Source organism: Pyxidicoccus fallax (assembly GCF_012933655.1).
GTDB lineage: Bacteria > Myxococcota > Myxococcia > Myxococcales > Myxococcaceae > Myxococcus > Myxococcus fallax.
Genome location: NZ_JABBJJ010000182.1, coordinates 1 through 25,279 on the forward strand (window position 1 = coordinate 1; position 25,279 = coordinate 25,279).

28 protein-coding genes are annotated in these 25,279 nt (G+C 71.7%); 17 read left to right on the forward strand and 11 right to left on the reverse strand.

Annotation, left to right across the window (positions count from 1 at the left end; all coding sequences use genetic code 11):
• On the forward strand, nt 1-1,541 hold a 1,541-nt coding region (locus tag HG543_RS31660), incomplete at its 5' end, for a TetR family transcriptional regulator (protein WP_211194287.1).
• On the opposite strand, the gene HG543_RS31665 is transcribed toward HG543_RS31660, so the two are convergent.
• Both HG543_RS31665 and HG543_RS31670 read right to left on the reverse strand, forming a co-directional pair.
• Nucleotides 1,456-2,379, reverse strand: a complete 924-nt coding sequence (locus tag HG543_RS31665; protein ID WP_169348646.1) for a transglycosylase SLT domain-containing protein — start codon at nt 2,377-2,379, stop codon at nt 1,456-1,458. The genes HG543_RS31660 and HG543_RS31665 overlap by 86 nt on opposite strands.
• Nucleotides 2,380-2,388: 9 nt before the next feature.
• Nucleotides 2,389-3,132, reverse strand: a complete 744-nt coding sequence (locus HG543_RS31670; RefSeq protein ID WP_169348647.1) for a TetR/AcrR family transcriptional regulator — start codon at nt 3,130-3,132, stop codon at nt 2,389-2,391.
• 95 nt (nt 3,133-3,227) lie between these two features.
• Between HG543_RS31670 and HG543_RS31675 the strand changes: the two genes are divergently transcribed.
• Nucleotides 3,228-3,743, forward strand: a complete 516-nt coding sequence (locus HG543_RS31675) for a hypothetical protein (protein WP_169348648.1) — start codon at nt 3,228-3,230, stop codon at nt 3,741-3,743.
• A gap of 16 nt (nt 3,744-3,759) precedes the next feature.
• Here HG543_RS31675 and HG543_RS31680 read toward each other — a convergent pair whose 3' ends face one another.
• The 3 genes from HG543_RS31680 to HG543_RS31690 all read right to left on the reverse strand — a co-directional run bounded on the left by HG543_RS31680 (nt 3,760) and on the right by HG543_RS31690 (nt 5,662).
• Nucleotides 3,760-4,305 carry a CBS domain-containing protein gene (locus tag HG543_RS31680; RefSeq protein ID WP_246357431.1) on the reverse strand — a complete coding sequence of 182 codons (546 nt, stop codon included), beginning with the start codon at nt 4,303-4,305 and terminating at the stop codon, nt 3,760-3,762.
• 176 nt (nt 4,306-4,481) lie between these two features.
• A complete protein-coding gene (locus HG543_RS31685) occupies nt 4,482-5,027 on the reverse strand; it encodes a hypothetical protein (RefSeq protein ID WP_169348649.1) in 546 nt (181 codons plus the stop codon).
• Between the two features lie 17 nt (nt 5,028-5,044).
• Nucleotides 5,045-5,662 (reverse strand): hypothetical protein, encoded by a 618-nt coding sequence (locus HG543_RS31690; RefSeq protein ID WP_169348650.1) that lies wholly within the window; start codon nt 5,660-5,662, stop codon nt 5,045-5,047.
• 379 nt (nt 5,663-6,041) lie between these two features.
• Here HG543_RS31690 and HG543_RS31695 point away from each other — a divergent pair, with 379 nt between their 5' ends.
• The 14 genes from HG543_RS31695 (at nt 6,042) to HG543_RS31760 (ending at nt 19,636) form a co-directional block, all read left to right on the forward strand.
• The gene (locus HG543_RS31695) at nt 6,042-7,376 is read left to right on the forward strand and encodes a Tox-REase-5 domain-containing protein (RefSeq protein WP_169348651.1); all 1,335 of its coding nucleotides are present in this window, start codon (nt 6,042-6,044) and stop codon (nt 7,374-7,376) included.
• A gap of 17 nt (nt 7,377-7,393) precedes the next feature.
• Nucleotides 7,394-8,101 carry an Imm52 family immunity protein gene (locus tag HG543_RS31700; protein WP_169348652.1) on the forward strand — a complete coding sequence of 236 codons (708 nt, stop codon included), beginning with the start codon at nt 7,394-7,396 and terminating at the stop codon, nt 8,099-8,101.
• A gap of 156 nt (nt 8,102-8,257) precedes the next feature.
• Nucleotides 8,258-8,941, forward strand: a complete 684-nt coding sequence (locus tag HG543_RS31705; protein WP_169348653.1) for a carboxypeptidase-like regulatory domain-containing protein — start codon at nt 8,258-8,260, stop codon at nt 8,939-8,941.
• Between the two features lies 1 nt (nt 8,942).
• The gene (locus HG543_RS31710; RefSeq protein WP_169348654.1) at nt 8,943-10,121 is read left to right on the forward strand and encodes a phage tail sheath C-terminal domain-containing protein; all 1,179 of its coding nucleotides are present in this window, start codon (nt 8,943-8,945) and stop codon (nt 10,119-10,121) included.
• Entirely contained in the window at nt 10,114-10,602 is a 489-nt protein-coding gene (locus tag HG543_RS31715) for a phage tail protein (RefSeq protein WP_169348655.1), read from the forward strand. The genes HG543_RS31710 and HG543_RS31715 overlap by 8 nt, the downstream gene beginning before the upstream one ends.
• Complete coding sequence (locus tag HG543_RS31720) at nt 10,595-11,926, forward strand: hypothetical protein (RefSeq protein ID WP_169348656.1); 1,332 nt, start codon at nt 10,595-10,597, stop codon at nt 11,924-11,926. Before HG543_RS31715 ends, HG543_RS31720 begins: the two co-directional genes overlap by 8 nt.
• Nucleotides 11,926-12,669, forward strand: a complete 744-nt coding sequence (locus tag HG543_RS56500; protein WP_169348657.1) for a LysM peptidoglycan-binding domain-containing protein — start codon at nt 11,926-11,928, stop codon at nt 12,667-12,669. The genes HG543_RS31720 and HG543_RS56500 overlap by 1 nt, the downstream gene beginning before the upstream one ends.
• Complete coding sequence (locus tag HG543_RS31730; protein WP_169348658.1) at nt 12,666-14,183, forward strand: phage baseplate assembly protein V; 1,518 nt, start codon at nt 12,666-12,668, stop codon at nt 14,181-14,183. Before HG543_RS56500 ends, HG543_RS31730 begins: the two co-directional genes overlap by 4 nt.
• On the forward strand, nt 14,184-14,525 hold the full coding sequence (locus tag HG543_RS31735) for a hypothetical protein (protein WP_169348659.1): 342 nt from the start codon (nt 14,184-14,186) through the stop codon (nt 14,523-14,525).
• A complete protein-coding gene (locus tag HG543_RS31740; RefSeq protein ID WP_169348660.1) occupies nt 14,522-14,950 on the forward strand; it encodes a GPW/gp25 family protein in 429 nt (142 codons plus the stop codon). The genes HG543_RS31735 and HG543_RS31740 overlap by 4 nt, the downstream gene beginning before the upstream one ends.
• A complete protein-coding gene (locus HG543_RS31745; protein ID WP_169348661.1) occupies nt 14,947-17,538 on the forward strand; it encodes a putative baseplate assembly protein in 2,592 nt (863 codons plus the stop codon). Before HG543_RS31740 ends, HG543_RS31745 begins: the two co-directional genes overlap by 4 nt.
• On the forward strand, nt 17,525-18,040 hold the full coding sequence (locus HG543_RS31750) for a phage tail protein (protein WP_169348662.1): 516 nt from the start codon (nt 17,525-17,527) through the stop codon (nt 18,038-18,040). The genes HG543_RS31745 and HG543_RS31750 overlap by 14 nt, the downstream gene beginning before the upstream one ends.
• On the forward strand, nt 18,040-19,134 hold the full coding sequence (locus HG543_RS31755; protein WP_169348663.1) for a hypothetical protein: 1,095 nt from the start codon (nt 18,040-18,042) through the stop codon (nt 19,132-19,134). Before HG543_RS31750 ends, HG543_RS31755 begins: the two co-directional genes overlap by 1 nt.
• A gap of 7 nt (nt 19,135-19,141) precedes the next feature.
• A complete protein-coding gene (locus HG543_RS31760) occupies nt 19,142-19,636 on the forward strand; it encodes a hypothetical protein (protein WP_169348664.1) in 495 nt (164 codons plus the stop codon).
• An 18-nt stretch (nt 19,637-19,654) separates the two neighbouring features.
• On the opposite strand, the gene HG543_RS31765 is transcribed toward HG543_RS31760, so the two are convergent.
• From HG543_RS31765 to HG543_RS31785, 6 genes are all read right to left on the reverse strand, one after another.
• Nucleotides 19,655-20,227 carry a hypothetical protein gene (locus HG543_RS31765; RefSeq protein WP_169348665.1) on the reverse strand — a complete coding sequence of 191 codons (573 nt, stop codon included), beginning with the start codon at nt 20,225-20,227 and terminating at the stop codon, nt 19,655-19,657.
• Nucleotides 20,224-20,472, reverse strand: a complete 249-nt coding sequence (locus HG543_RS57255; protein ID WP_500690504.1) for a hypothetical protein — start codon at nt 20,470-20,472, stop codon at nt 20,224-20,226. Before HG543_RS57255 ends, HG543_RS31765 begins: the two co-directional genes overlap by 4 nt.
• A gap of 79 nt (nt 20,473-20,551) precedes the next feature.
• Nucleotides 20,552-21,070 carry an STAS/SEC14 domain-containing protein gene (locus HG543_RS31770; protein WP_246357433.1) on the reverse strand — a complete coding sequence of 173 codons (519 nt, stop codon included), beginning with the start codon at nt 21,068-21,070 and terminating at the stop codon, nt 20,552-20,554.
• A gap of 99 nt (nt 21,071-21,169) precedes the next feature.
• Complete coding sequence (locus HG543_RS31775) at nt 21,170-21,820, reverse strand: M23 family metallopeptidase (RefSeq protein WP_246357434.1); 651 nt, start codon at nt 21,818-21,820, stop codon at nt 21,170-21,172.
• Nucleotides 21,820-22,680 (reverse strand): TolB family protein, encoded by an 861-nt coding sequence (locus tag HG543_RS31780; protein WP_169348666.1) that lies wholly within the window; start codon nt 22,678-22,680, stop codon nt 21,820-21,822. Before HG543_RS31780 ends, HG543_RS31775 begins: the two co-directional genes overlap by 1 nt.
• A gap of 199 nt (nt 22,681-22,879) precedes the next feature.
• A complete protein-coding gene (locus HG543_RS31785) occupies nt 22,880-24,448 on the reverse strand; it encodes a cell wall anchor protein (protein ID WP_246357435.1) in 1,569 nt (522 codons plus the stop codon).
• A gap of 223 nt (nt 24,449-24,671) precedes the next feature.
• On the opposite strand from HG543_RS31785, the gene HG543_RS31790 reads away from it, so the two are divergent.
• Nucleotides 24,672-25,142 carry a GNAT family N-acetyltransferase gene (locus tag HG543_RS31790; protein WP_169348667.1) on the forward strand — a complete coding sequence of 157 codons (471 nt, stop codon included), beginning with the start codon at nt 24,672-24,674 and terminating at the stop codon, nt 25,140-25,142.
• Nucleotides 25,143-25,279: the final 137 nt, after the last annotated feature.

The following is a 25,279-nucleotide window of genomic DNA, read 5'->3' on the forward strand; positions in this document are numbered from 1 at the left end:
GGAGGGAGCGGATGGGGATGTGGACCTCGATGGGGAGGTGGGATTGGGAGAACCTGGGCGAGGTGACGCTCCGCGAGTCGGCGGCGGCGCTGGCCGGGCGCGGCTACGGGCACGTGCGAGCCGAGGAGCTGGCGAGGGCGGGGGGCATGTCCGTGGGCAGCTTCTATCGGCGCTATGGCAGCAAGGCGGGCTTCGCGCGGGAGGTGCGCCAGTGGGCCGAGACCGAACTCTGCCGCATCGCACGCGTGGACTTCGAGCTGGCGCCGGAGCAGCCGGAGCGCAGCTTTCGCGAGGTCTTCGACAGCTTCTGGGAGGACCTGGCGTGGTGCGCGACGAGAAAGCCGGAGCTGTTCCACTTCACCTTCATGCACTGGCATCCGGACTCGCTGGAGCCGGAGGCCCTGGGTGCCCAGGCGCGGGAGGTGGTGAGGGAGGTGCTTGCAAACGGTGAGCGCGTGGGCGCGCTGGCGCCGGGAAGCGTGCGGGTAGGTGAGGGGCTCATCTGGGGAGCGCTGGCGGAGTTGGTGCGAGCCGTGGCGCGAGGGGCCGAGCAGGACGCGCTGGAGAACGTCAGTCCCATGGGGCGGGTGCTCTGGAAGGCGCTGGCGGCGGCGGAGGACTCCGGTGCCGGAGGCGGCCGAACGCCTCCTCTGGACGGCGCTGGCACCGAAGGCACCGAGGCGGCAGGCACGGGTACGACTTCGCTGGAGGGCGCTGGCAGCGAAGGTGCTGAGACAGAAGGCGCGGGGACTCCTTCGCTGGAGGGTGCTGGCAGCGAAGGCGCCGAGACAGAAGGCGCGAGTACGACTTCGCTGGAGGGCGCTGGCAGCGAAGACGCCGAGACAGAAGGCGCGGCGACTCCTTCGCTGGAGGGTGCTGCCGCCGAAGACGCTGAAACAGAAGACGCGGGTACGACTTCGCTGGAGAGCGCTGGCAGCGAAGACGCCGAGACAGAAGGCGCGGCGACTCCTTCGCTGGAGGGTGCTGTCACCGAAGACGCTGAAACAGAAGACGCGGGTACGACTTCGCTGGGGCGTGCTGTCGCCGAAGGCGCTGAGGCTGGAGGCGAGGGGACTCCTCTCCTGGAGGGTGCTGCGACGGAAGACTCGGAGCCCGGTGGCGTGGGCGCGTCGCGTGCGGGCGCCACGACGCTGGAAGCATTCGGAAGGGAAGACCCGGGTGCGGGACGCGTGGGGACTCCGCTCTCGGGTCAGGTTTCCGGGGACGCTTCAGCTGCCCGCGACTCCGGGGCAGAAGCGCTTGGAGCGACGGGAGTGCGTCGAGGTGTCGGCTCCTCCCGGAGCGGGATGCGACCTCCGGGTCGACAGCGTTCTCGCGCCCATTGCTCCGTGCGCCGCTCCAATCCGAGCATCGCCAGGCAGCGCCCTGCTCCGTGCAGTGCCTACGGCGTCCTGAATCAGCCGCGCCGGGCGCGTCTGCTGGGAGCAGACCAGCTCAGCCGCGCCGGGCGCTCGCCGAGGAGGGTTTCGGCTGAGCATCCGCGGACGCAGGTGGCTTCGTTCGCGCCGCGGGCTTCGTGACGGCGGGTTTCGTGGATACCGGGGCACGGGCCGGGGACTTCTCCGCGAGCGTGGACCTCGGCTTCGCTGCCGGCGCGGGCTTCGGTGGCGCGGCGGGCTTCGCGGCAAGCACGGGCTTCGGTGGCGCGGCGGGCTTCGCGGCAAGCACGGGCTTCGGTGGCGCGGCGGGCTTCACGGCCGGGGCGCTCCGGGGCGTGGTGGCCCTCGGCGCCGTCCGGGCCGCCACGACGACGGGGGCGGCGGGGCGGGTGTGCTCCCAGGCGGCGAGCACCTTGGGCACGTAGAACTCCGTCTCCCCGTTGCGAGGCACGCGGCCATTCACGGCGCCCGGGCCCGCGTTGTACGCGGCCACCGCGAGCCGCACATCGCGGAAGCGCCGGAGCTGCTCGGCCAGGTAGCGCGCGCTCGCGTCGATGGCGGGCGCCGGGTCGAACGGGTCCTCCACGCCGAGCATGGCCGCCGTCGTTGGCATGAGCTGTCCAGGCCCCATGGCTCCCACGGGGGAGATGCGGTGCACGCGCGACTCCGACTCCACCTTCACCAGCGCGCGCAAGAGCCCCGCGGGCAGCCGGTGCCGGCGCTCGGCCGCGTCGATGAGGGGCTCCAGCGGCTCGTGCCCGTTCACGAGGCACGAGGGCCGGTGCGCCGCGTACGCGCTCAGCGCCCCCACCTTGGCCTCCAGATAGGAGAAGGACAGCGGGTTGACGTGCGTGTCCCCCAGCCACGCGATGGCCAGGTTGAGCAGCACCACGGGCAGAAACGCGCACGGCAGGAGCCACGCCCACCTGGGGACGTTGAGCCCGCCTCCGCCACCGCCCCTGGCCCGCTTGCTTCCCACGCCCCACCCTTAAGGGCGCTTGGGGCCCCCGTCCAACTTCCGGCGCCCGGGCTTGTGGCCTTCCGGCGGAAGCCGCAGCCCGTCCAGCACCAGCGTGGTGAGCGCGTCCGGCAGATCCAGCGGGTTGCCGATGTCCTCCTCGCTCAGCACCGCCAGGAGCAGCCGCTCCACCGCGCCCACCACCGCGAGCCCACTCACCGCCGGGCGGATGGGCCGCAAGAGCCCATGTGTGTGCGCCTTCTCGGTGATGTCCACCGCGTGCCGCGACACCAGCCGGGACAACTCCACCACCTTGGCGCGGGCACCCGCCGCGGGCCCGCGGCTCTCCTGGAGGTACAGCCGCACCACGCCCGGGTACTGCAACAGCGCGCTGGCGATGACGGCCGCCACCGCGCGGTACGCGTCGAACATGGCCTCCACGCCGCGCGCCTCCGCGAGGGCCCTGCCGCACGCCTCCATGCCCGCGAGCAGCTCCCGCCGCACCGGCTCCAGGAGCGCGTCCACCAGGGCGGCCTTGTCGTCGAAGTACCGGTAGAACGTCCCCTTGGCCACGCCGGCCGCCTGGGTGATGTCGTCGATGGTGACCGCGTCCAGGCCCCGCTCCAGGAAGAGCTGGAGCGCCGCGTCCTCCAGCTCCTTCTGCCGCTCGCGCCGCTGGGCCTCCCGCCGCCCGCCCGGACGCCCGGGCCTGTTCACATCCGCCTTGGAGGAGACCTCCCCTCCCGTGCCTCGCGTGCCGTCACCGGTCCCCATTGGCGCGCTCCATCTTCTTGCGTTATAGAAAAAGAGTGACCAAATAGTCATTATTCGCAGCAGGGCGTCGGCCGGACGCCTGCCGGAGAGCAACGATGATCGGCATTCCTTTGGGCTGGGCGTACTCCAATTTCGGGGAATGGGTGCTGCACAAGCACGTGCTGCACGGCCTGGGGAAGCACCGGCGGAGCTTCTGGAGCTTCCACTGGCACGAGCACCACCAGAAGTCGCGGCGGCACGACATGGTGGACGACCAGTACATGCGCTCGCTGTGGACGTGGTCGGCGAAGACGAAGGAGCTCGTGGCGCTGGCGGCGCTGGCGCTGGCGCATGCGCCGCTGCTGCCCGTGGCGCCCTTCTTCGTGGGCACGGTGTGGGCCTGCGCGGTGAACTACTACCGGGTGCACCGGCGCGCGCACCTGGACCCGGCGTGGGCGCGCGAGCACCTGCCGTGGCACTACGACCACCACATGGGGAAGGACCAGAACGCGAACTGGTGCGTGACGCACCCCTTCTTCGACCTGGTGATGGGGACGCGGAGCGAGTTCCTTGGCGTGCAGCCGCCCGCGCCCCCGGAGGCCCTGGTGGTGGCTCCGGCGCACGTGGCCTGAGTGGGGCCGTCCGCTTTCAGCGGGTGCGCCGGCTCGCGGCCTTCTTCGCGGGGGCCTTGCGGGCGGGAGCCTTGCCGGCGGACTTCGCCTTGCGCGCGGCCGGGCGGGCGGCGCCCTTGGAGGCCGCCTTGCGCGGAGCGGCCTTCTTCGCGGGGCCCTTCGGCTCGGACACGGCCGGGCGCGAGAGGACGGCGTCCAGGGCGAGCAGCGCGTCGGTGGTGGTGAAGATGCCCAGCACGCGCGAGCCCTCGACGATGACGGCCGAGCCGTACTTGTGACGGCCCATCTCCCGCGCCACCTCGGCCAGCGGCGTGCCGGCCTCGACGGTGTAGCAGTCCTGGGACATGGCCTCCTCGACGGAGACCTCCTTCGGGTCCACGTCCCTGAGCGTCTCGATGAGGTGCAAGTCCCGCTGGGAGACGAGCCCCGCCAGCCGCCCGCCCTCCAGCACCGGCAGGTGGCGGATGCCGTGCTCGTTCATCACCCGGTGGGCCTCCACCAGCGGGCTCTTCAGCCCGATGGTGTGGACGGAGCGGGTCATGAAGCGCTCGATGGTGTCCATGTGTCCTCCTGGCCCGGCGGGAAGAAGCGGGCCTCCTGAGGAGTGGACATAGCAAGGCCCCGGCCAGCCCCGGGTATGGGCGCGAGCCGGGGCCTGCTGGAGACGTGCGTTCCCGGACACGCAGCCGCTGCGTGCCGGGAGCGGTGGGGCGCAACGGCTGCGCGCCCCGGCGAGCGTCAGAAGACGAGGTCGAAGTAGTTCGTCTCCGCGCGGACGCCGGCGCACGCCCGGAAGCTGGCGGACCAGTCCTCGGTGGGCAGCGTGCCGCGGGCCTCGAAGACGAAGTCCAGCTCCTCCTGCCGGGCGAGGTCGAGGAGGTTGACGGAGCCGCTGCCGGTGATGCGCAGCGTCCGGGTGGGGCTGGTGCTGGTGCGGCGGTACTCGCCGAGGAGGACGGTGTCCTCGGTGCCCGGGCGGCGCACGGACACGCTGGCGCGCTCGATGCCGCTCAGGTCCGTGTCGGCGTTCACCTCGAAGACCTTGAGGCGCAGGTCCGTCTCCACCTCGGCGTCCTCGGGGAGCGGGTCGGTGATGTCGCCCAGGGGGAAGGAGAGGGTCTGCCGGACGCTCACGGTGAGGGGGAGGGCGGCGGGGAAGTCGTTCTCGGGCTCCGTCGTGCAGATTTCCTCGACCTCGGCCTCGATGGAGAAGAGCGAGTCGCAGCCGGTGGCGAGGAGCGCGGTGGCGGACAGCAGCAGGGCTCGGAGAGAAGTCAGTCGCATGGTCGTCGTGCTCCGGCTCAGAAGAAGTAGAGGAGGAAGCCCAGCTTCACGGAGGGGATGGTGGCGCGGACGGAGAGGTTGCGGGCGGTGACATCCGGGTCGTCGGCGACGTCCTGGATGAGGGCGCTCGCGTCATCCACGTTGAGCGACACGTAGCTGAGTCCCAGGTGGAGGAAGAAGTTGAAGCGCTTCGCGGAGCCGATTTCGAGGCCCACGCTGCCGCCGATGTAGTCGTAGGTGACGTCGCTGATGGCCTCGGCGGAGCGGCTGGGGTTGGAGCCGAGCCAGTCGACGACGTCGTTGTAGTCGGAGCCGAAGTAGTGACCGGCCTCGGCGTTGAAGGAGGGGGCGATGAAGGTCTGCAGGGGGAGGATGCTGACGCCGCCGCGCAGGCCGAAGCTGAGGGAGTTGGTGGTGGGGCCCGCCTGGAGCCGCAGCCAGGGCAGGGGGCGCAGCACGGCGGACAGGCCCACGCCGTGCGGGGCGCCCGCGTCCAGGAGGACGCCGAACTTGCGCAGTTGCGGCCCATCGTCCTGCGCGGACGCGGGAGCGGCGGCCGCGAGCGCCAGCAAGCAGGTCAGCAGCGCGCCATGGTGTCGTAGGAGTCGTCTCATCAGGGATGTCGCCATCGTCATGGAAGGTTCCAGCGGTGTTCTCCGGCCCGGGGGCCATCATTCGCGCGCCCGGCGGGAAACGGAAGTCACGTCGCGGGAAATGACCCGCGAATGGTCGTGTGCGGACAGGAGCGTATCCGGGGCGACCTGGGGAAGCGGGCGGCCAGGAAGGCGGGGCTTGCTGCTCTGTCGTGTAGCGTTGGGGCCTCCATCCGGGTGAGCTGGATGGGAGAGCGGGGCCTTCGCGATGCCACGAGGATGGAGCCTGCTGTTGGCGTGTGTGGTCACCGGCTGTGCGTCGGCGCCTCCAGCGTCCCTGGGTTACGACACGCGTGGTTTCCCGGCGTCCGAGTTCCCCCCGAGTCACCGGAGCGTGGAGAGCCGGGGGCGGGAGGTCGCGATGGTGAGCCCGGCCGATACGGCCCTGCGAGCCGTTGCCAGTGGCGCCGTGCGGGTGGATGCCTTCGAGCACCTGCTGGTTTCCGCGGGACTGGGGGACTTGGGCGCGCTGCCCGCTCGGGGCGAGCCCCTGACCCCGGACGCGGCGGGACGGCTGCTCGCGCTGCTGCTGAAGCGGCCGGTGACGTTGGCCCAATTCCCAGCGAGGCTGGCCGCGGGGCACCTGCTGCGTGAAGTGCTGGAGCGCGGCGAGGTGTCACGGGAGGAGCTGCTGCGCCGGGTGGGCCGCTTCTCCCAGGTCGCGGTGCTCCGGCCGGACGGCTACCTGGCCTGGGTTCGCAATGGGCGCACGCAGCAGCGCGTGGCGCCCATGCGGTGGAAGGAAGATTCCTTCCACGCCGGTCCCTTCGAACTGGGCCGCTTCTACTCCGGCCGGGGCGGTGTCTTCCGTCTCCTGGATGACAGCCTGCGTGAGGCCGGCGGCGTGCTGGCCGAGGTGTACGACGACGCGGACCCGCTGGGCCGGGCGCTGGAGGGTGCCGAGGAGGCCTTCGTGGAGCTGGCGCTCGCGGTGAGCCAACTGCTGACGCACCCGGGGGACAGCCTCGCGGCGTTGAGGCACCTGCCCGCGGGACTCGCGGCCCTGGTGGCCTCGTCGCCCGAGTACCTGGAGCGCTTCCGGCACATGACGCGAGGGGAGCAGGTGAAGGCGCTCTCCAAGCTGACCACCTCGCTGCTGGCCACCTGGGGCACCGCTTCAGGCGTCACGCGGACGGTGACGGGCACGTTGCGCGGAGCCGAGGCCACCGTGCCGGTGCTGTCCCTGTCCACGGAAGGCACGCTGGTGATGGAGCGTGTCGCCGTGCCAGTGGGGCGGGCCGCCATGGTGCTGAGCGGTGGGCCGGGTGCGGCCATCATCCTGCAGCGGGCACCTGCGAAGGGCGGAGGGAGCCCGCCTGCTGAAGGGCCGGGAAAATGGGAGCCCGTCAGCGAGAGCATGAGCGCGCCCTCGCGTGCGTACCAGGCTCAGGTCACCGGAGCGCCTGACGGGTATGCGTACACGGTGCGGGGGGTGAAATTCGACGGCTACCGGGACGGCGTGCTGCTGGAGACGAAGGGACCGGGCTACGCCAGATTCCTCAAGAATGGGAGCTTCAGGGCGTGGTTCCGGGGGGCGGACGGAATGCTTCAGCAGGCGGAAAGACAGTTCATGGCGGCACTGGGAACGCCCATCGAGTGGCACTTCGCGGAGCGCGAAGTGGCTGACGCGGTGAGAGCCATGCTCCGGGACAGCGACCTCGACGACATCAAGGTGGTCTTCACACCAGCCAGATAACAGGGGACGTTCGCGCAATGGTCGAGTCCTACTATGCCGGTGCCTACTGGCCCGGGCGGGTCGAATCCGTCGAGTCCTATGCTCGGCGTGCGGAGCTCTTCTTCCGGCTCCTGGCTTCCGCTGACGCGAGCTTGGGACGGTGGTTGGAGAAGGCGGATTCCCGCTCGGCGGCGCTCGAACTTCCGTTCGCGCCAGATGCGGAGACCCTGCTCGGCTTGTTCAGGAAGAAGAAGTACCGGCGCGACGATGCTGGCATCGCGTTCTCCGCGTGGAACGGAGAGCCCGACGGCGCCAGCAGCGGAGTCAGATTGGCCTGTGGCTCCAATTCCGCGCTCATCGGGGACCTCTGCACGCTGAGTCTTCCCACCGAGGGACCCGCGCGGGAGCGCGTCCTGGCAGCCGCCACCCTGGTCCACGTCCTGCGCGCGATGGTGCTCGCCTGGGAGCCGGAATGGGGGATTGCCACGTCTCAGGTTCACAGGGACGAGGTTTTGCAGCGCTCCAAGGCCGGAACGTTCGTTGGCTGGGTCATGTACTTCGCGCGGACGCGGGGAACGCTGCCCGCGCTCCCTGCCCCCGTTCGCGTGGAGCCTGTTGGGGACAAGGGCACGCTCGTCACCCTTACCCCGGAGCGCTTCACCGCGAGCAACCCGGAGCATGTCGCGCTGGCGGCGAGTGTGCAGGAACTGCTGGAGCAGGCGGGACTGCTCACGCCCATCAAGTAGGCCTCGCCCAATCCCCACCTGTTGAGGTCCTGACGTCGCGCCACCCCGCGGGTCACTTACGGCGCCCCAGGTCCGGTGAGACCTTGCGTGCCCGGAAAGCACAGGCAGCGAGGCGCCGCCCGTGAACTCCGGCCCAGGACACCTGGGAGGGACCGGATGATCGACGAAGTCGATCAGCGATTGAAGGCGTGGGTCGGCCGCATCGCCGGGGAGACCCCCGTGTTCCTCGGCGTGCCGGACCGCGAGTCCCTCGAGCGCGGCGTCTGCCTCTACCTCCTCGAGCTCGGCCCGGCGCCCCCCGCGCGCGGCGGCAACCGCCCCCCGCTGCAAATCTCCGTCTGCTACCTCGTCACCACCGGCGCCGACTCGCCCGAGCGCGCCCACCGGCTCCTCGGCGAGCTCGTCTTCGCCGCCATGGAGGAGGCCGACTTCGATGTGGAGCTCACCCCCGTGCCCACCACCGTGTGGGCCGGCCTGCGTGTCGCCCCACGCCCCGGCTTCCGCCTCCGCGTGCCCGTGCGCCGCGACCGCCCGCAGCCTGTCGTCCACCGCGTGCGCTTCCCCCTCGTCACCCAGTCCGTGCCGGCCGAGGTGCTCGCTGGCTGCGTGGTGGGCCCCGGCGACATCCCCATCCCCGGCGCGCTCGTGGAGTTGCCGTCGCTGAAGCTCACCACCCGCACCGACGCCAGGGGCTGCTTCCGTTTCCCCCGCGTGCCCCCGGTGGCCACGCTGGGACGGCTGGAGGTGCGGGCCAAGGGCGAGGTGCTCGCGCTCGGCGCGGAGGCGCTCGCCGCCGAGCCACAGCCGCTGCTCATCCGTCTGCCGCTGAAGGAGGAGTGACGTGCCGAACTACCTGACGCCCGGCGTCTACGTGGAGGAGGTGCCCAGCGGGACTCGCTCCATCCAGGGCGTGGGCACCACCACCGCCGCCTTCGTGGGCCGCGCCCCCGCCGTGGGCTCCCGCCTCCACGAGGCCGTACCCGTCAACGGCTGGGCCCAGTTCGTCAAGGAGTTCGCCCCGCCCGGCACCCCCAGCACCCCGCTGGCCCGCGCCGTGTACGGCTTCTTCGAGAACGGCGGCCGGCGCTGCTTCATCGTCAACATCGGCGAGAGCGAGAGCCTCGTCGGCGACGCGCGCCGCCGCCAGGGCGTCGCCGTCCTCGAGGAGGTCAGCGAGGTGGCCATGGTCGCCGCCCCCGGCTTCGCCGACGCCGCCGCCTGGGACGCGCTCCTGTCCCACTGCGAGAAGATGCGCGACCGTGTCGCCCTCCTCGACGCCCCCGAGGACGTCGACGACGTGGGCCGCCTCACCCGGGTCTCCACCGGCGACGCGAAGGGCGGCCTGCGCCCGCGCAACTCCGACCAGGGCTACGGCGCCTTCTACTACCCGTGGTTCTCCACGCCGGACCCGCTCGGCGACGGGAAGACGCTCGTCAACGTGCCTCCGTCCGGCCACATGGCCGGCATCTACGCGCGCACGGATGTCACGCGCGGCGTCCACAAGGCCCCCGCCAACGAGGTGGTGCGCGGGGCGCTGCGGCTGGTGCGCGACGTGACGCCGGAAGAGCAGGGCGAGCTCAACCAGGTGGGCGTCAACTGCATCCGCTACTTCCCGCGCGGAGGCATCCGCGTGTGGGGCGCTCGCACCGTGGCCGACGCCGCCAGCGAGTGGCGCTACATCAACGTGCGCCGCCTCTTCAACTTCGTGGAGGAGTCCATCGCGCTGGGCACGAACTGGACGGTGTTCGAGCCGAACGACCCCACGCTGTGGAAGTCCATCAAGCGCGACGTGAGCGCGTTCCTGCTGCGACTGTGGCGGGACGGGGCGCTGATGGGACGCACGCCGGAGGAGGCGTTCTTCGTGCAGTGCGACGAGCAGACGAACACGCCGGAGACCATCGACGCGGGGCAGGTGTTCGCCGTCATCGGCCTGGCGCCGGTGAAGCCCGCGGAGTTCATCATCTTCCGCATCGGCCAGCACGCGGGCGGCGCGGAAGTGGAGGAGGTGTCCCATGGCTGAAGCCAAGGCTCCCGACGCGCCGCCGCCGGAGCAGGACGCGGGCGCGCAGCCCGGCGCGCTGGTGGACCCGTTCCGCGCGTACAACTTCAAGCTGCTCATCGACGGGGTGAACGAGGGGCACTTCACGCAGTGCACCGGCCTCCAGGTGAAGGTGTCCGCGCTGCACTTCCGCGAGGGTGGCGCCGGCCCCGTGGTGCGCCGGCTGCCCGGCCCCGTCTCGTACGGAGACGTGACGCTGCGCTACGGCCTCACCCAGTCCCCGGAGCTGTGGACCTGGTTCCTCGCTTCGGTGAGCGGCGTGCCCCAGCGGAAGAACGTCTCCGTCCTCATGCTGGACATCGACGGAGTGACGGAGCGCCTGCGCTGGAACCTCAACGAGGCGTGGCCCACCGAGTGGAAGGCACATCCGCTGGACGCGCTGGGCCAGCAGATCGCCATCGACTCCCTCACACTCGTCTTCGAGTCCATCTCCCGTGGCTGAGCGCACTCCGACACGCGGCCGCGCCGCCTGGATTCGCGCCGTGGCCCGCCAGATGAAAGCCTGGGCCGACTCCGTGCTCGCCGACGAGGCGCTGTCCGGCCCCGACGCCACGCACGCGCCGACTTCCTCGAACACGGTGGCCGCGCCCTCGGAGGCGGCCTCCGCATCGACGCCGCCGGGACAACCCCAGGGCCCGGCGGGGGTGCCGGCCCGCCCACCGTCGGGACACCCGCGCGGCTCGACGGCCGCCGCGTCCCAGGCGCGGGACGTCTCGTCGCCCGGGGGAGGGCACCACGACGGTCCGCCCGAGCACTGGCTGCGTGACATCCAGGCGCGCCAGAAGGGGCCTCCCGAGGACTGGCTGGACCGGGTGAGGCAGGGCGCGCCAGGACTCCTGGAGCGCTCCATGCGCGAAGCGCCCGTGCCACCCGGCCCGGCGCGGGGAGCGGGCGTGGCTCGCACGGCGGTGCCGCCTTCCGTGAGGCCATTCCCTCCGGAGGCGCGTCCCCCGGGCCCTCCGGAGCCGGTGGCCACCCGAGCGGCGGGACTGCCTCGGGTGTCGTCGCTCGAGTTCCGCGATGCCTCCGCGTCCACGCGGTTCTCCCGGGCCCCTCGACCCGAGGAGCGGAAAGCCGCCCCGCTGCCCGAGCCGGAGCCGCGAGCGTCGCGAATCCCGGAGGACGTGTGGGGGCTCGGTCCGGAGACCTTCGCCGCGTTCCGGCCGCCCGCCCTCGCCTCCACTCCGGCGTCTCGCGCGAACGAAGGCGGAGCGCCGCCTCGCCCTTCCTGGAGTGCTTCGTCTTCCGGGAGCGCATCGAACCCGCTGGCGCCCATCTCCCGGTCTCCCTGGAGCGACCTGCCTCCGTTCTCGGACAGCCCCGCCGAGCTCCCACGCCTGCCCGGGCGGCGCGCCATCCCTCCCAGGTCTCCGGCCGAGCCCGAGGCACTGGAGCCCGAGAAGGCGCTCCCCACCTCCGGACTGCCGCGGGTGCGGCTGCTGTTCCTCGATGGAGACCCCGTCTCCTCACAGGTGTCCCGCGAGCCACCTCGCCACCGCGTCTCGCCCACGGATGACGGCGCCTGGGATGGTGCCCAGTCCCTCATGCGCTGGCGGCCGCACGAGGCGGAGGCGCCTCCCGCCCGGCCCGGGTTCCCCAGCCTGGAGGCCGCGCCATCCGCCGCCGAGAGCACGCCCGCGTCCTCCGCGCCCGGCACGTGGCCCGAGCTGCCGCCCGAACCCCGGGAGGAGCGTGACGACACGGTGGTGGAACTGCGCGAGTGGGAGCGGCAACGCCGGCTGGAACGTGAACAGCGAGGCGAGTGATGGAGCGCGTGGCCTTCCTCATCGAGCCTGGCGGTGAGCGCATCGGGTGCCTGCTCAACCCGGAGACGCTCGTCATGCGCCGGGTGGCGGGCCTGCACCCGAGGCGCGCGCTGGGAGGCTCGCTGCCCTGGGGCGGCCCGGGGGACGACCCGCTCCTCTTCACCGGCGGCGGGCGCACGGAGCTGACGCTGGACCTGCTCTTCGACGTGTCGCTCTCCGGCTCCACGCTCCAGACGGAGGACGTGAGGGACCTCACCGAGCCGCTGTGGCGGCTGGCGGAGAACGGCCTGCGCGAGGACGGCGCCATGCGGCCATCGCTGGCGCGCATGGTGTGGGGCAAGCGGGGGAACTACCTCGGCGTGGTGGCGGCCGTGGCCGAGCGCCTGGAGGACTTCACCTCCACCGGCGCGCCCCGCCGCTCGTGGCTGCGCATGCGCCTGCTGCGCGTGGAGGACGAGGTGGCCCCGCGCGAGCCTGTCGTCGAGCAGGAGCCGCCAGACCCGGAGGCCGTGGCCGCGGCCCTGTCGCCGGAGGACTACGAGGCGCACACGGTGCTCGGCGCGGGCGAGGACGCGGGCGCACCGTCGGGACAGCGGCTGGATGAGCTCGCGTACCAGCGCTACGGGGACCCTTCCCTGTGGAGGCTCATCGCCGCGCTCAACGGCGTGGCGGACCCCAACAACCTTCCCGCGGGGCAGGTGCTGAGACTGCCCACGCCCGAGGCGCTCCGGAGGGTGAGGTGAGCCGCCCGCGCGGACTGCCGGAGCTGCGCATCGAGGCCGGAGGCTCGCCCCTGCCGGTGGCGGACCTGCGCAGCCTCTCCGCCGTGCGCGTGAGGCGGTGGCTGGCCGTGCCCGCGCAGTGTGAGCTGACCTTCACCGACCCGCGCGGACCGCTCGCCGTGTCGGCGATTCCCCCGGGCACGGCCCTGCGCGTGGCGGCCGGCGCCGGCACGGAGGACCTCTTCTCGGGCGAGGTGACGGCCGTGGAGTACGTCCACGCCACGGGCGGCGCCCGCGAGGTGCGGGTGCGCGGCTATGACGTGCTCCACCGCCTGCGAAAGCGTCAGCCGGTGCGCGCGCACGTGCAGGTGACGCTGGAGGACCTGGCGCGCGAGCTGGCCTCGGGGCTGGGCCTCTCCGTCGACGCGGCGGCGCCCGGTCCGCTGTGGCGCCACCTCATCCAGCATGGCCAGTCCGACCTGGACTTCCTCGTGGAGCAGGCGGACCGCTGTGGCCTCTACCCGGTGCTGCACGGCGACACGCTGCGGCTGCTGACGCTGGAGGGCGAGGGCCCGCCGCTGCCGCTGCTGCTCGGCGAGTCGCTGCTGGAGGCCACGGTGGAGGTGAACGGCGACGCCGCCTGCCGCGAGGTGTCCGCGGAGGGCTGGGACGCGCAGCGCGCCGAACCTCACGTCGGCCATGCCGAGCGGCCCCGCGTGGGGCGCGGCGTGGACGCGGAGGTGGACCCGGGAAGCGTGGGTGGTGAGCCCCGGCGCTCGCTGGTGGACGAGGCCGCGGAAGGCATTCCGCACGTCGACGCCGCGGCCCAGGCGGAGCTGGATTACCGGAGCGCCCGCGAGGTGGTGCTCACCGCCGTGGCGGAAGGAGACGCGCGGCTGCGCCCCGGGGCTCGCGTGGACGTGCGCGGGGTGGCCGCCGCGGTGGCGGGCCAGTACGTGCTCACCGCCGTCACGCACCGGGTGGACGCGCGCCATGGCTTCATCACCGAGCTGTCCTCCGCGCCTCCGCCGCGTCGGCAGCGCACCCGGGCCTCGGCGGTGACGCTGGGCGTGGTGAGCCGCGTGGACGACCCGGACGGCAAGGGCCGCGTGCGCGCCACGCTGCCGGCCTACGGCGGCGTGGAGACGGACTGGATGCAGGTGCTCGCCGCGGGCGGCGGCGCCGGCAAGGGGCTGATGCTGCTGCCGGACGTGGGGGACACGGTGCTGCTCGCGCTCGGTGGAGAGGACCCGGCGCGCGGCGTGGTGGTGGGCGGCCTCTATGGCATGGGCGGTCCTCCGGACGCGGGCGTGGAGGGCGGCTCGGTGCGGCGCTACACGCTGCTGACGGCGGGCGGGCACACGCTGCGGCTGGACGACCAGTCGCGCACGCTGCGGTTGGAGGACAGCACGGGCAGCTACCTGGAGCTGTCGCCCGGCGGCGTGCGCCTGCACTCGAAGGGGGCGCTCGACCTCGAGGCGCCCGGGCAGGACGTGGTCATCCAAGGACGGTCCATCGACTTCCGGAGAGGCTGAATGCGCGTGCTGACCGTCGATGCGCTGGTCGTGTGTGCCCACGAGCTGGGCCGGGTGGGGCTCGTCCACTCGCAGTCCTTCGTGACGGTGGAGGGCCGGCCCGTGCTGGTGCGCGCGGACCCCGAGGGGCGTCCCATCGGCGGGTGCCCCAACATCGGCCCCACCATCAAGCCGTGCACGAGCACGCTGGCGGTGCAGCAGGGTTACTCCACGTGGGTGACGGTGGAGGGCAGGCCCGTGTGCCTGGACTCGCTGCGAGGGCTGACGGACGGCACTCCGCCGGGCACGGTGAAGTACAAGGTCAACGCCCCCGGGCAGACGCTGGTGACGGAGGCCGGATGAGCGCGCCCCGCTACCGCACCTGGCGCTTCGCGCACCCGGACTTCGAGAGGGCGGAGCGCTCGGGGCTGCGCCTCGCTCCCACCGGCCGGGTGGAGATGGTGGAGGAGCACGCCGCCATCCGCCAGGCGGTGCTGCTCTTGCTCACCACCACGCCCGGCGAGCGCGTCATGCGCCCCGACTATGGCTGCGAGCTGCACCGGCTCCTCTTCTCCAACAACGACGACACCACCGCGGGCCTCGCCATCCACTACGTGCGCCGCGCGCTGGAGCGCTGGGAGCCGCGCATCCAGGTGTTGCACCTGGACGCCACGCGCGCGCCCGAGGACCCGCACCGCCTGGACATCACGCTGGAGTACCGCGTGCGCGCCACCGGGCGCACCGAGCGGCTGGCCCATCCCTTCTCGCTCGCGGGAGGCCCGACATGACCTCGCTGCCGCCCCCGCGCCTGGATGACCGGACCTTCGCGCAGCTCGTGGAGCAGGCGCGCCAGCGCATCCAGGCCGCGTGCCCCGACTGGACGGACCTCTCCCCTCACGACCCGGGCATGGTGCTGGTGGAGGTGTTCGCCCATCTCACGGAGACGATGCTGTACCGGCTCAACCGGTTGCCGGAGAAGGCCTACGTGGAGTTCCTGCGCCTCTTGGGCGTGCGCCTCCAGCCGCCCGCCGCCGCGTCGGTGCGCCTGCGCTTCACGCTCGCGCGCCCGGCGGAGCGGCCGGTGGAGGTGCCTCGCAACACGCCCGTCACATTGGCGCGGGCCGGCGCGGGCGCGGAGCCCGTCGTCTTCCACACCGCGGACCCCGTGACGATTCCCGCCGGAGGCACCGGTGCGGAGGTGCTCGCCTACCACTGCGAGCAGGTGGACTCGGAGCTGGCGGGCACGGGCACCGGCCTGCCGGGGCTCACCGTGCAGGCGAAGCGGCCGCCCATCGTCGCGCCCACGGGCGACTCATTGGATTTGGTGGTGGGCGTCGAGGCGGCGCCCGGCGAGCTGGACGCGCGCGCGCCGGCCCGCAGACATGACGGCCGCACATACCGCGTGTGGCGCGAGGTGGACACCTTCTCCGCGCTCGGGCCGGATGAGCCGGCGTACCTCGTGGACCGGATGACGGGGCTCATCACCTTCGCTCCCTCCGCGCGGCTGGCGAGCGAGGCCGGTGAGCTGGGCGAGGCGCGCGCGCTGGCGGCGGTGCCGGGAGCGGGGCGTGAAATCCGCCTCTGGTACCGGCGCGGCGGAGGCGCCTCGGGCAACGTGGGCGCGGGCACGCTGGAGCTGCTCAAGGTGCCCATTCCGGGCCTCAAGGTGACGAACCCGGCTCCCGCCACGGGCGGCCGGCCCGCGGAGTCGCTGGACAACGCGCTGTTGCGCGGGCCGCAGGAGCTGCACTCGCTGCGGCGGGCGGTGACGGCGGGGGACTTCGAGTTGCTGGCGCTGCGCAGCTCCGGAGCGGTGGCGCGCGCGAAGGCCGTCACATTGGCGCAATTGTGGGCCCACGCGCCCGCGGGCACGGTGGAGGTGCTGCTGGTGCCGCACCTGCCGCCGGACGTGCAGGGCACCGCGGGCGAGGGCATCACCGAGGCCACCCTGCGCGTGCACGAGACGGAAGAAGCACGCGCCCGCATCCATGCCGAGCTCGACGTGCGGCGGCCGCTGGGCACCATGTGTCACGTGGAGTGGGCGCGCTACAAGACGGTGCGCGTGCAGGCGCGCGTGGTGGCGCATCGCGAGGAGGACACCGCGGCCCTGCGCACGCGGCTCGTCGAGCGGCTCCACCGCACCCTCACGCCGCTGCCGTCGCCGCTGCAGCCGGAGGGCTGGCGCTTCGGACAGGCGCTTCGGGCCTCGCACGTGTACGACGCGCTGCTGGCCGAGCCGGGCGTCAGCTACCTGGACCGGGTGCGCCTCATGGTGGACGAGGTGCCACGCGAGGTGCGCACGCTGGCCGCGGACACCTTCCAGCCCGGCACCTTCTACGCGGGCGGAGGAGAGACGCTGTTCCGCACGGTGAACGACGCGGACGGCTGGGAGAAGGCGGGCCTGTTCCCCGGCGAGGACGTGGACGCGGTGGAGGCGCATCCACACCGCGCGGGCTACGTGGCGGTGGCGGCGCGGCTGGCGAGCGACACGAAGCGCTCGCGCATCCACATCTCCTTCGACTGCGGCGAGACGTGGGAGCCGTACACGCACACGCTGGACGCGGTGGAGGACCTCGCGTGGGCGGAGCGCGAAGGGGTGCCGGTGCTGCTCTTGGCCACGCGGGTGGGCCTCTTCGAATTGGTGGCCCGTCCCGGTGCCACGCCGATTCAGGTGCTGGTGGACCCGGCGAACCAGGACCTGGGCTTCTTCGCGGTGGCGGCCACCACGGACGTGCGCGGTGCGGTCAACGTGGCGGTGGCGGCCATGGGCACGCGCGGCGTCTTCCTCTCGGCGGGTGGCGGGCGCAGCGGCACCTTCCGTCCCATCGGCCCGCGTGGCGCGGACGTGCGGGTGCTGGAGGTGCAGCGGGACGGGCCGCGCTCGTTCCTCTGGGCGGGGCTGGCGGCGGCCAGCGGCGCGGACCCGGGTAAGGGCTGCCTGTGCTGGGAGTTGATGGGCAGCGCGGACCCGCCGGACGGGTGGCGGCCCTTCGACAAGAACTGGGATGGCGGGAGCTGCCTCGCGCTGGCCTTCAGTGGCTCCACCGTGTACGCGGGCAGCCACCGCGTGGGCGTGCTGTGGCTGGACGCGAGCCGCCCGGGCGTGGCGTGGCGCAAGCCCGAGGTGGGCAGCGGCCTGCCCCTGCGCGAGGCGGAGCGCCTCTTCCAGCCCGTGTACGCGCTGGCCGCGTCGCCCCGGGGCGCGCCGCTACTGGCCGGTGGTCCGGACGGCGTCTTCCGCCGGCCCGCGGACAGCGAGCGCTACGAGCCGGTGTCCACGCGCGAGTTCACGGAGAAGGTGACGCTGCCGCCCACGTGGCTCTTGTGCTCGGGCGCCCACTCGCTGGAGGTGGTGACGGACCATGCGGAGCCCTGACATCCAGCGCCTGCTGCCCGGCGTCTTCCAGCGCACCGTGCAGCCCGCGTCGCCCCTGGCCGCGCTGCTGGAGGTGATGGAGGTGCTGCACGCGCCCAGCGAGGCGGTGCTCTCGCGGCTGGAGGCGCACTTCGACCCGCGCCGGGCACCGGAGCGCTTCGTGCCCTTCCTCGCGCGCTGGGTGGGCATGGACCTGCCGGTGACGACGGGGCTGGGGCGCCTGCGCGAGCTGGTGGCCGCGGCCGTGGAGATTTCCCGCTGGCGGGGCACGGCGCGCGGACTGCGCCTGTTCCTGACGACGGCCACGGGCCGCACGGACTTCGAGGTGGACGAAGTGGTGCCGGACCCTGACGGGAGGCCCCGTCCCTTCCACATCCGGGTGCGTGCGCCCGGGGCGGTGGTGGCCCATCGGCTGCTGTTGGAGCGCATCATCGAGCGGGAGAAGCCCGCCTACGTCACCTACGAGCTGCGCTTCGAGCAGCCGGCCCAGGGAGCAGGCTGATGCCACGCGCCTTCGACATCACCGCGGTGACGGACTCCATCCGCCTGGATGCCGTGGGGAAGGGGGAGGTGGCCTTCACGGTGTCCAACGCGCTGCGCGCCCCCGTGCGCGCCCGGGCCTCGGTGGTGCCGGGGGCCGGCGCGAAGGCGGAGTGGTTCAGCATGGGTGGGCTCGCGGAGCGGGACTTCCCTCCGGACGGCACGCACCACCTCACGGTGCGGGTGCACGTGCCGCCGGGCACGCCGCCGGGGCGCCTCACGTTCCACCTGCTGGTGGTGGACGTGGAGAACCCGGACGAGCACTACGCGGAGGGGCCCTCCACGGGCTTCGAGGTGCTGGCCGCGCCGCCGCCGAAGAAGCCGTTTCCGTGGCTCCTGGTGGCGCTGGCGGCGGGCATCGCGCTCATCGTGGGGACGGTGATTGCCATCATGGCTTCGCGAGATGGGGATGAGGCGCCGAAGCTGGGGCAGCCCTGTCCGGAGGGGGCGTGCGACCGGGGGCTGGCGTGCACGGGAGTGGACGGGGGCGTGTGCCTGGTGGCGCAGGGTCAGTCCTGCGACGGGGGCGCCGAGTGCCTCACGGGCTTCTGTGACAGGCAGGGCCGGTGCGAGCTGGCGCTGGGGCAGACGTGTGCGAGTGACGCGAACTGCCCGGGGCCGCTGAAGTGCACGCCGGTGCTCGGCTCGCGGTTGTGCCTGCTCGCGCCCGGGGAGGCATGTGAGAGCGACCGCGACTGCTCGAGCTTCTTCTGCACGGGGGACAAGCGGTGCAATCGGGATGATGGGCGCTGCGAGGACAACGAGCAGTGCCGCGAGCCCTCGCGGTGTGGACCGACGAAGCTGTGCCAGCTGCCGGATGGAGAGCGGTGCACGGGGAACGAGGTGTGCCTCTCGGGCTTCTGCTCGACGACGTGTCAGCAGGCACCGGTGACGTCCGTGTGCGCGGCCCTCTGCCCGCCGTTCAGCGCCTGCATCGGCGGACGGTGCATCCCGGTGCGGGATACGCGCATCAACCAGGACGTGCTGATGGGGTCTTCCCGGACGTTGCAGGGCATCCAGCAGCTCCAGAAGGAGCAGCAGGCTCCCCCACCTTGACCGCGCCATGCCCGAGCTGAAGCCCATCCACGCGGTGCTCATCCTCGCGATTGTGGCGATTGTGGCGCTCTATGTACTGGGCGTCGGGTTCGGCGCGACGAGCGAGTCGCCGCGAAGGACGAAGCCGTCGGAGCATGCGCAGAAGCTGCGGGAGCGCTTCCTGAAGCCGCGCGCGGTGACGGTGGAGGAGCTGGACGTGGGGAAGGGCTGCACCCTCACGAAGGGCATCCTCAGCCTGCGCGGCGGCGCGGCGTGCGAGGTCGACGTGAAGGCGGCGGAGGCGAAGGTGCGCTCGCTGTCACTGGAGCGCATCCCCGAGGTGGCCGGGCCGGTGACGGTAGAGGTGACACCGCGAGGAAAGCCCTCGGTGCCGGCGACGTTCGACCCGCTGAAGGAGTCGAAGCAGCTGGACGTCCTGGAGGAGGGCGCCGGTTTGAAGGTGACGTGCGAGGCACCGCCCCTGGTGACGCCCGGCTGCGCGCTGCGCCTGCTTCCGCCATGAGTGCCTCACCCCACGGAGTCAGGCATCGCGCATCGCTCGTTCGAGCAGAGCCTGTGTGCCGAGCCGGCTTGCCCACTCCCGGAGGTATCCTTCATCCAGGGTGCCGGCAGCGAGACGAAGAATCTGCACGACGTCGCGCCACTGAGTGGTGGAAACCTCACCGCCTTCCCGGAACCACAGTAGCTTGCGGAGCACCGAGTCCTCGGGGCTCTTGATGTAGAGCCCACGCCCTGCAGACGTCAGCACTACGCGCCGTCGGCGCGAGAACTCACTGTGGTCGAAGGCGCCCGAGCGCAACATGAAGAGGTCGACCTTCGTGACCGTGGGCTGGTGAAAGATGTTCCAGGAGCTCCGACGCGCGGCGGACTCTCGCAGGGATTCGACGTCGACCTCGAAGTCACTGCCCAGCGCCTGAGCCAGTGGTTCAACCTGCGCTGGTTTCAGGTCCACCACGAAGTCGATGTCGTTGGTCGCGCGTGGCTCACCTTGAAGGGAGCTGGCGAGGCTGCCTCCCAGGAAGTAGCCCACCTGGGCCTGCTCGAAAGCCTCCGCGCATTGAAGCGCGACAAGGAGGACGGCGGGCTCGTTCATGACTGGATCGCGGGGTGGGCACCGAAGAGACGGAGGGCCACCTGCCGGCCATAGATGCGCTCGGTCAGTCGCACTCGCACCTCGGTCTCATCAGCATGAGGAAATCGCTGTCGGATGCCAGCCTCGGCCATCCATCGAACCGCCTGAGTCAGATCCGCCGCCTTGCGGAACCGTTCCGCCGGAGACAGGCCTCGGAGCAGCTCGAAGTACCGCTCACGCTGTCGGGGGTCGGTGTCCTGGTCCATGGGAGGAATATAGCCCCTGCCCTGGAGGCGTGCCGCTCGCTGGCATTGTCGGCGCGGACTGTTCGTGATCCCCGTGTGCCTACGGCTCCGGAGGCAGCAGTGCGTAGGCGATGTCCACCACGTGCCGGAACTGCTCCTCGGGCATCTTCAGGTGCGCTGCGGCGGGCGACAGCTCTCCCGGCGCGAAGGCGCGCATGGCCCGGGGCGTGAACCAGTTGAACAGCGTGACGACGCCCCGCACCAGGGCGGAGCGGGTGAAGACGGCCGTGGGCGGGATGGCGTAGCCCTTCGGCACCTGGTCGAGCGCCTGCTGGCGCTGCATCGCGTTCGGTCCGGGGCCCTCGGCAATCACCAACTGCGCGGTGCCGATGTGCTGGTTCGCGGAGATGAGGTCGCAGTACCGCGCCCACTCCTCCTGCGCTGGCGGCTGCGAGTTGTGCACGACGACCAGCACGGTCCCCACCATCGCCACGCTCAGCGTGCGTCCCTTGAAGACACCCTGTACATCCGGTGAGTCGAGCTTCGCCTGTCCCGCCGAGGAAGAGCCCATTCCTGGAGCCGCGGTCATGTCCGGAATGCTCACCCGAAGCCCCAGCATGTGCAACCCGCCACGTGCCGGGTGCACACCTGACTCGGGTGGGAGCGCTCCCGCGTGAGTCGGGAGCGCCCCAGTCATGAACGGTGATTCACTCTTCCACTACTGGCAGGTGATGCCGGGCAGCCCCCGGTACGCGCCCTGCGCGGTCCACCGCGTGTACGGCGTACCGCAGGAGCCCGCATACGGGTCGTCCGTGCCATAGCCCGGAACCCAGTACTCGAAGTGCAGGTGAGGCCCCGTCGAGGCCCCGGACGAGCCCACGCGCGCAATCCAGTTCCCGCAGGCGAGCGTCGTGCCTCGCGCGAACTGCTGCGTATACGCCTTCAGGTGCCAGTACCAGGTCTGGGTGTTATCCGGGTGCCGCATGATGATGTAGTTGGCCGTGTAGAGGCCGCAGGCGGCGTACGGGTTGGACTGGTTCCAGTAGTTGCACCGGTCGTAGTACCCATCCACCGCCGCCTCGACGTAGCCCCGGGCGGCGTTCATCGCCCAGACGCCGTAGTCCATCTTGCTGAACCCGCCGACCAGCGCGTAGTCCGTGCCCGTGTGGCCGCTGTAGCGCACGCCGCCGCAGGCGTAGTCCCTGCCGCCGTAGTCCTTGTACGCGCTGACCACGCAGCCGCCGTTGCCGCACTGGTCCGCCAGCTGTGACGCGGGGAAGCGGAACATCGTCTGCGCCGAGGACACCGCCGGCAGCGCCAGCAGCGCGAGGGCCAGCGTCACCGTGAGCTGCTTCATCATCGCGCGCATCACTGCTCACCCCCGAGGTCCGGAGCCGCCGCACCCGTCCGCACGTTCAGCTTCCAGAACTCGCCGCCGCCCGCGTTGTAGCGGAGCACGTCGTCGCTCACCCACTCCATGTGGTGGCTGGAGACGGGCGGGGGAACGAACTCCTTCGGCGGGCCGCCGAACAGCATCCAGTTCTCCAGGCCCACGTTGGTGAGCTGCTTCGGCGTCGCGCCGTCCACGTCCGTCACGTAGAACGAGGCCACCGAGGTGCGGCCGGACACGAACACCACCGTCCGCCCATCCGGCGAGATGCTGGGCGTCGCGTCCACGCCCGGGCCGTCCGCCAGCACCTTCACGCGGCCGTTCATGTCGATGATGCCCACCGACGTCTCGTGCTTGTGGGCGCCCGACATCTGCAGCGTCGCCACCAGCGCGTCACCCTTGGCCGTGGGGAACAGGTCTCCACCCACGCCCTGCGCCAGGAGCCGCTCCCGGCCGTTGGCCTCGCGCACGCGCAGGTTGCCCGCGCCGTCCAGCAGCGCCACGTCCCGCCCCACCGTGCGCGCCTCGCGGTACTTGAACTCGCGGTCCACCACGCGCACCGCGCCCGTCGCCTCGTCGTACTGGACGATGGCCAGCAGCGGCACGTCGTCCGTGCCCAACGCCTGCTCCGGAATCTCCGCGACGACGCCCGCCAGCATTCCCCGGCCCTGGCCGAAGAGGTGGACGAACCGGGCCTTGGGCCCGAACTCCTTCGCGACGGCCGGCACGAGGTGCTCACGCGCCTTCGTCACGCGCCGCAGGTCCGCCGGATTCATCCGGTCCGCCGCCAGGGCCTGGGTGGCCGCCAGCGCGGTGATGCACAGGAATAGCTTTCTCATCTCGCTCCAATGGGAAGGGGAAACCATTGCGGGGGATTTGTTACGAGATGGTTTTCTCGTTCCGTGCGAGCGAGTTGCTTGGAAAGTGAGAGTTCCTGAATGGAGGAAGATTGAAGAGGTGCTGTGGCGCCGGCGCTGAAGGCCGGTGCGGCGGGGCATGGGCCCGGGAGCGCGCATGCCCCGCCACGAGCGGCGGGGACTACTGCCGCAGGACGCGCTTCAAATCGAAGGGCGCGTCGCTCTCGCTCATCGTGAAGTAGGCCGAGCCATCCGCCGCGTATTCGATGGCCTCACCCTGTCCCTCGACGGTGTCCGTCAGCACGACGGGCGCGGCCGCGAAGGCCGCCTCGAAGCCGCTGCCCGCGGGCGCGCGGAACTCGTAGACGCGCCGGTAGGTGCGGAGGAGGAAGCGGTTGTCGCACGGGTGGATGGCCGCCGCCGTCGTATACGAGAAGTTCACGTCGCTGGCGGACGTCGGCAGCTGGAGGTCGGACACGAAGGTGAGCGTGATCATCGTGCCCGGCGCCGGCAGCGGCTTGGGGAACCTGTAGACCTTGCTCAGGCCGGTGCCCGACTTGGTGATGACGTAGATGTCGCCCGTCGTCGGGTGCACCATGAGGGCCTCCGCGTCCTTGGGCGAGTCCGGGTACTGGAAGGGGAACTTCTCCGCCGTCAGGCTGCCGCTCGTCTGGCCCGCGCCGATGTTGGGCTCGGGAATCCGGTAGACGGCGAAGGTGGAGGGCGGCGTGGGGAAGTTGGCGCTATTGCGGCCGATGTCCCCCATGTAGATGCAGGAGCCCGTGGGGCACGGGCCGGTGGCGACGTCCTCCCAGTCCGCGGGCGTCACGTTGGCCACGTTGAAGACGCCCAGCGTCTGCAACTGGTTGGTGCCGGCGGTGACGTTGGGGCTGATGGCGACGATGGCGGTGGTGTCCTCGTTGTGCACGTAGATGGCGCCCGGAGTGACACGGCTCGCCGCCAGGCCCGAGGGCTCCACGATTTCAGGGGCCGCCACCACGCCCAGGTTGGTGTACGTGCTGGCGTAGGTGTTCCCCACGGCGCAGTTGGCGCCGCCCGCCGGCCGGAGCGCGACGACCTGCGCGATGTTCGTGTTCGCGTACGGCGAGCTGCCGTTGAACGCGGGCTGCAGGCCCGAGGTCGTCAGCGGCTTGTACGCCGCGTCGTAGATGATGCCCGTGGAACTCGAGACGAGGCACGTGTCGAACGGCTCGGTGAAGCCCGACGGCGGGACGATGGGGCTCGCGGGGCACGCCGAGCCCGTCCAGATTTGCGAGCCGAACCACACGGCCATGCCGTTGGTGGCGGTGGTGGTGATGGGGGGCGTGTCGAAGGTCGCGACGAGCCCGTTCTTCTGCCCGCTGTGCGTGTCGATGGGGTTGACCGTGTCGACCCCGGAGAACGCCGAGAGGCTCCCCGCCATGTAGCTGGCGAGGTCCAGGGTGAAGGCGTAGCTCGCGGGCTCGCTGGAGCCGGCGACCTTGTAGAACACCCAGGCCTTGATTTGAGACGCGCTCTGGTCCGAGCGCAGCAGCTTCCAGCCCGCCGGGGCCGTCAGGACGGCGGCGACGTTGTTCCGGTTGACGATGCGCGCGAGCAGCACGTCACCCGCCACCGTGCCCGCCGGCTTGTTGAGGGTGAGCGAGGTGAGGCTGGCGCCGCCGGCCGTGCTGCTGCTCCGATAGCCAATCGTCGTCAGTTCCTGCTCCGTGACGCCGGCCTCGTCGGGCATGGGCGTCTCGGCGTCCATGGGACCGCACCCCATCAGGGCGAAGAGCGAGAGCGCACAAGCAAGTCGTGAGGGGGACCGCATGTAGACCTTCAATGTCATTACAATCTCCGGGGGGCTGCCTCGCGAACACGCGAGGCATTGGAGACACTGTTACCCCAGCCGTCTGTCTTTCCGTATACGGAGGCTGGCCGGTGTGGCTCGCCGGCCACGGCCCGGGGGTTGCAGTAGCCGCCCGCACACCATGGATTGTGTCCCCTCGGCCGCACCTGCTCCCATCATCCGACGAGCGGAGGGCCGCGACAGCGCCGCGCTCACCGCGCTCTACCAGTCGCTCGTGCCGGACAACCCGCGCATCCGCGTCCTGCCCGAGCGGGTGGAGCGGCTGCGCGCGGACCCGGCGAGCGTGCTCCTCGTGGCGGCGGTGGACGGCGAGGCGCGAGGCACGGTGTTCGTCACGCTCTGCGCGGACGTGATGTACGGCGAGCGGCCGTACGCCGTGCTGGAGAACTTCGTGGTCGCCCCATCGGCGCGAGGCCAGGGGCTGGGGAGCCGCCTGCTGGAGCACGCCGAGGCGCTATGCCGTGAGCACGCGTGCACCAAGATGATGCTGCTGAGCGCCATGCACCGCGCGGATGCGCACCGGCTCTTCGAGCGGCGGGGCTTTCGCGGCGACCTGAGCCGCGGCTTCAAGAAGTACCTCGGGAAGGGATGAGTCCTGGCGCCAGCCGCTCATTACCACTCCCAAGCCCTCGCGCTCGTGTCGGGCCCCTCTCTTCCCCCATGGCTGGAACGAAGTGCACGAAGCCAGAGGACCCGTCAGGTCCTCATCGGGCGCGGCCCCCACCCTCC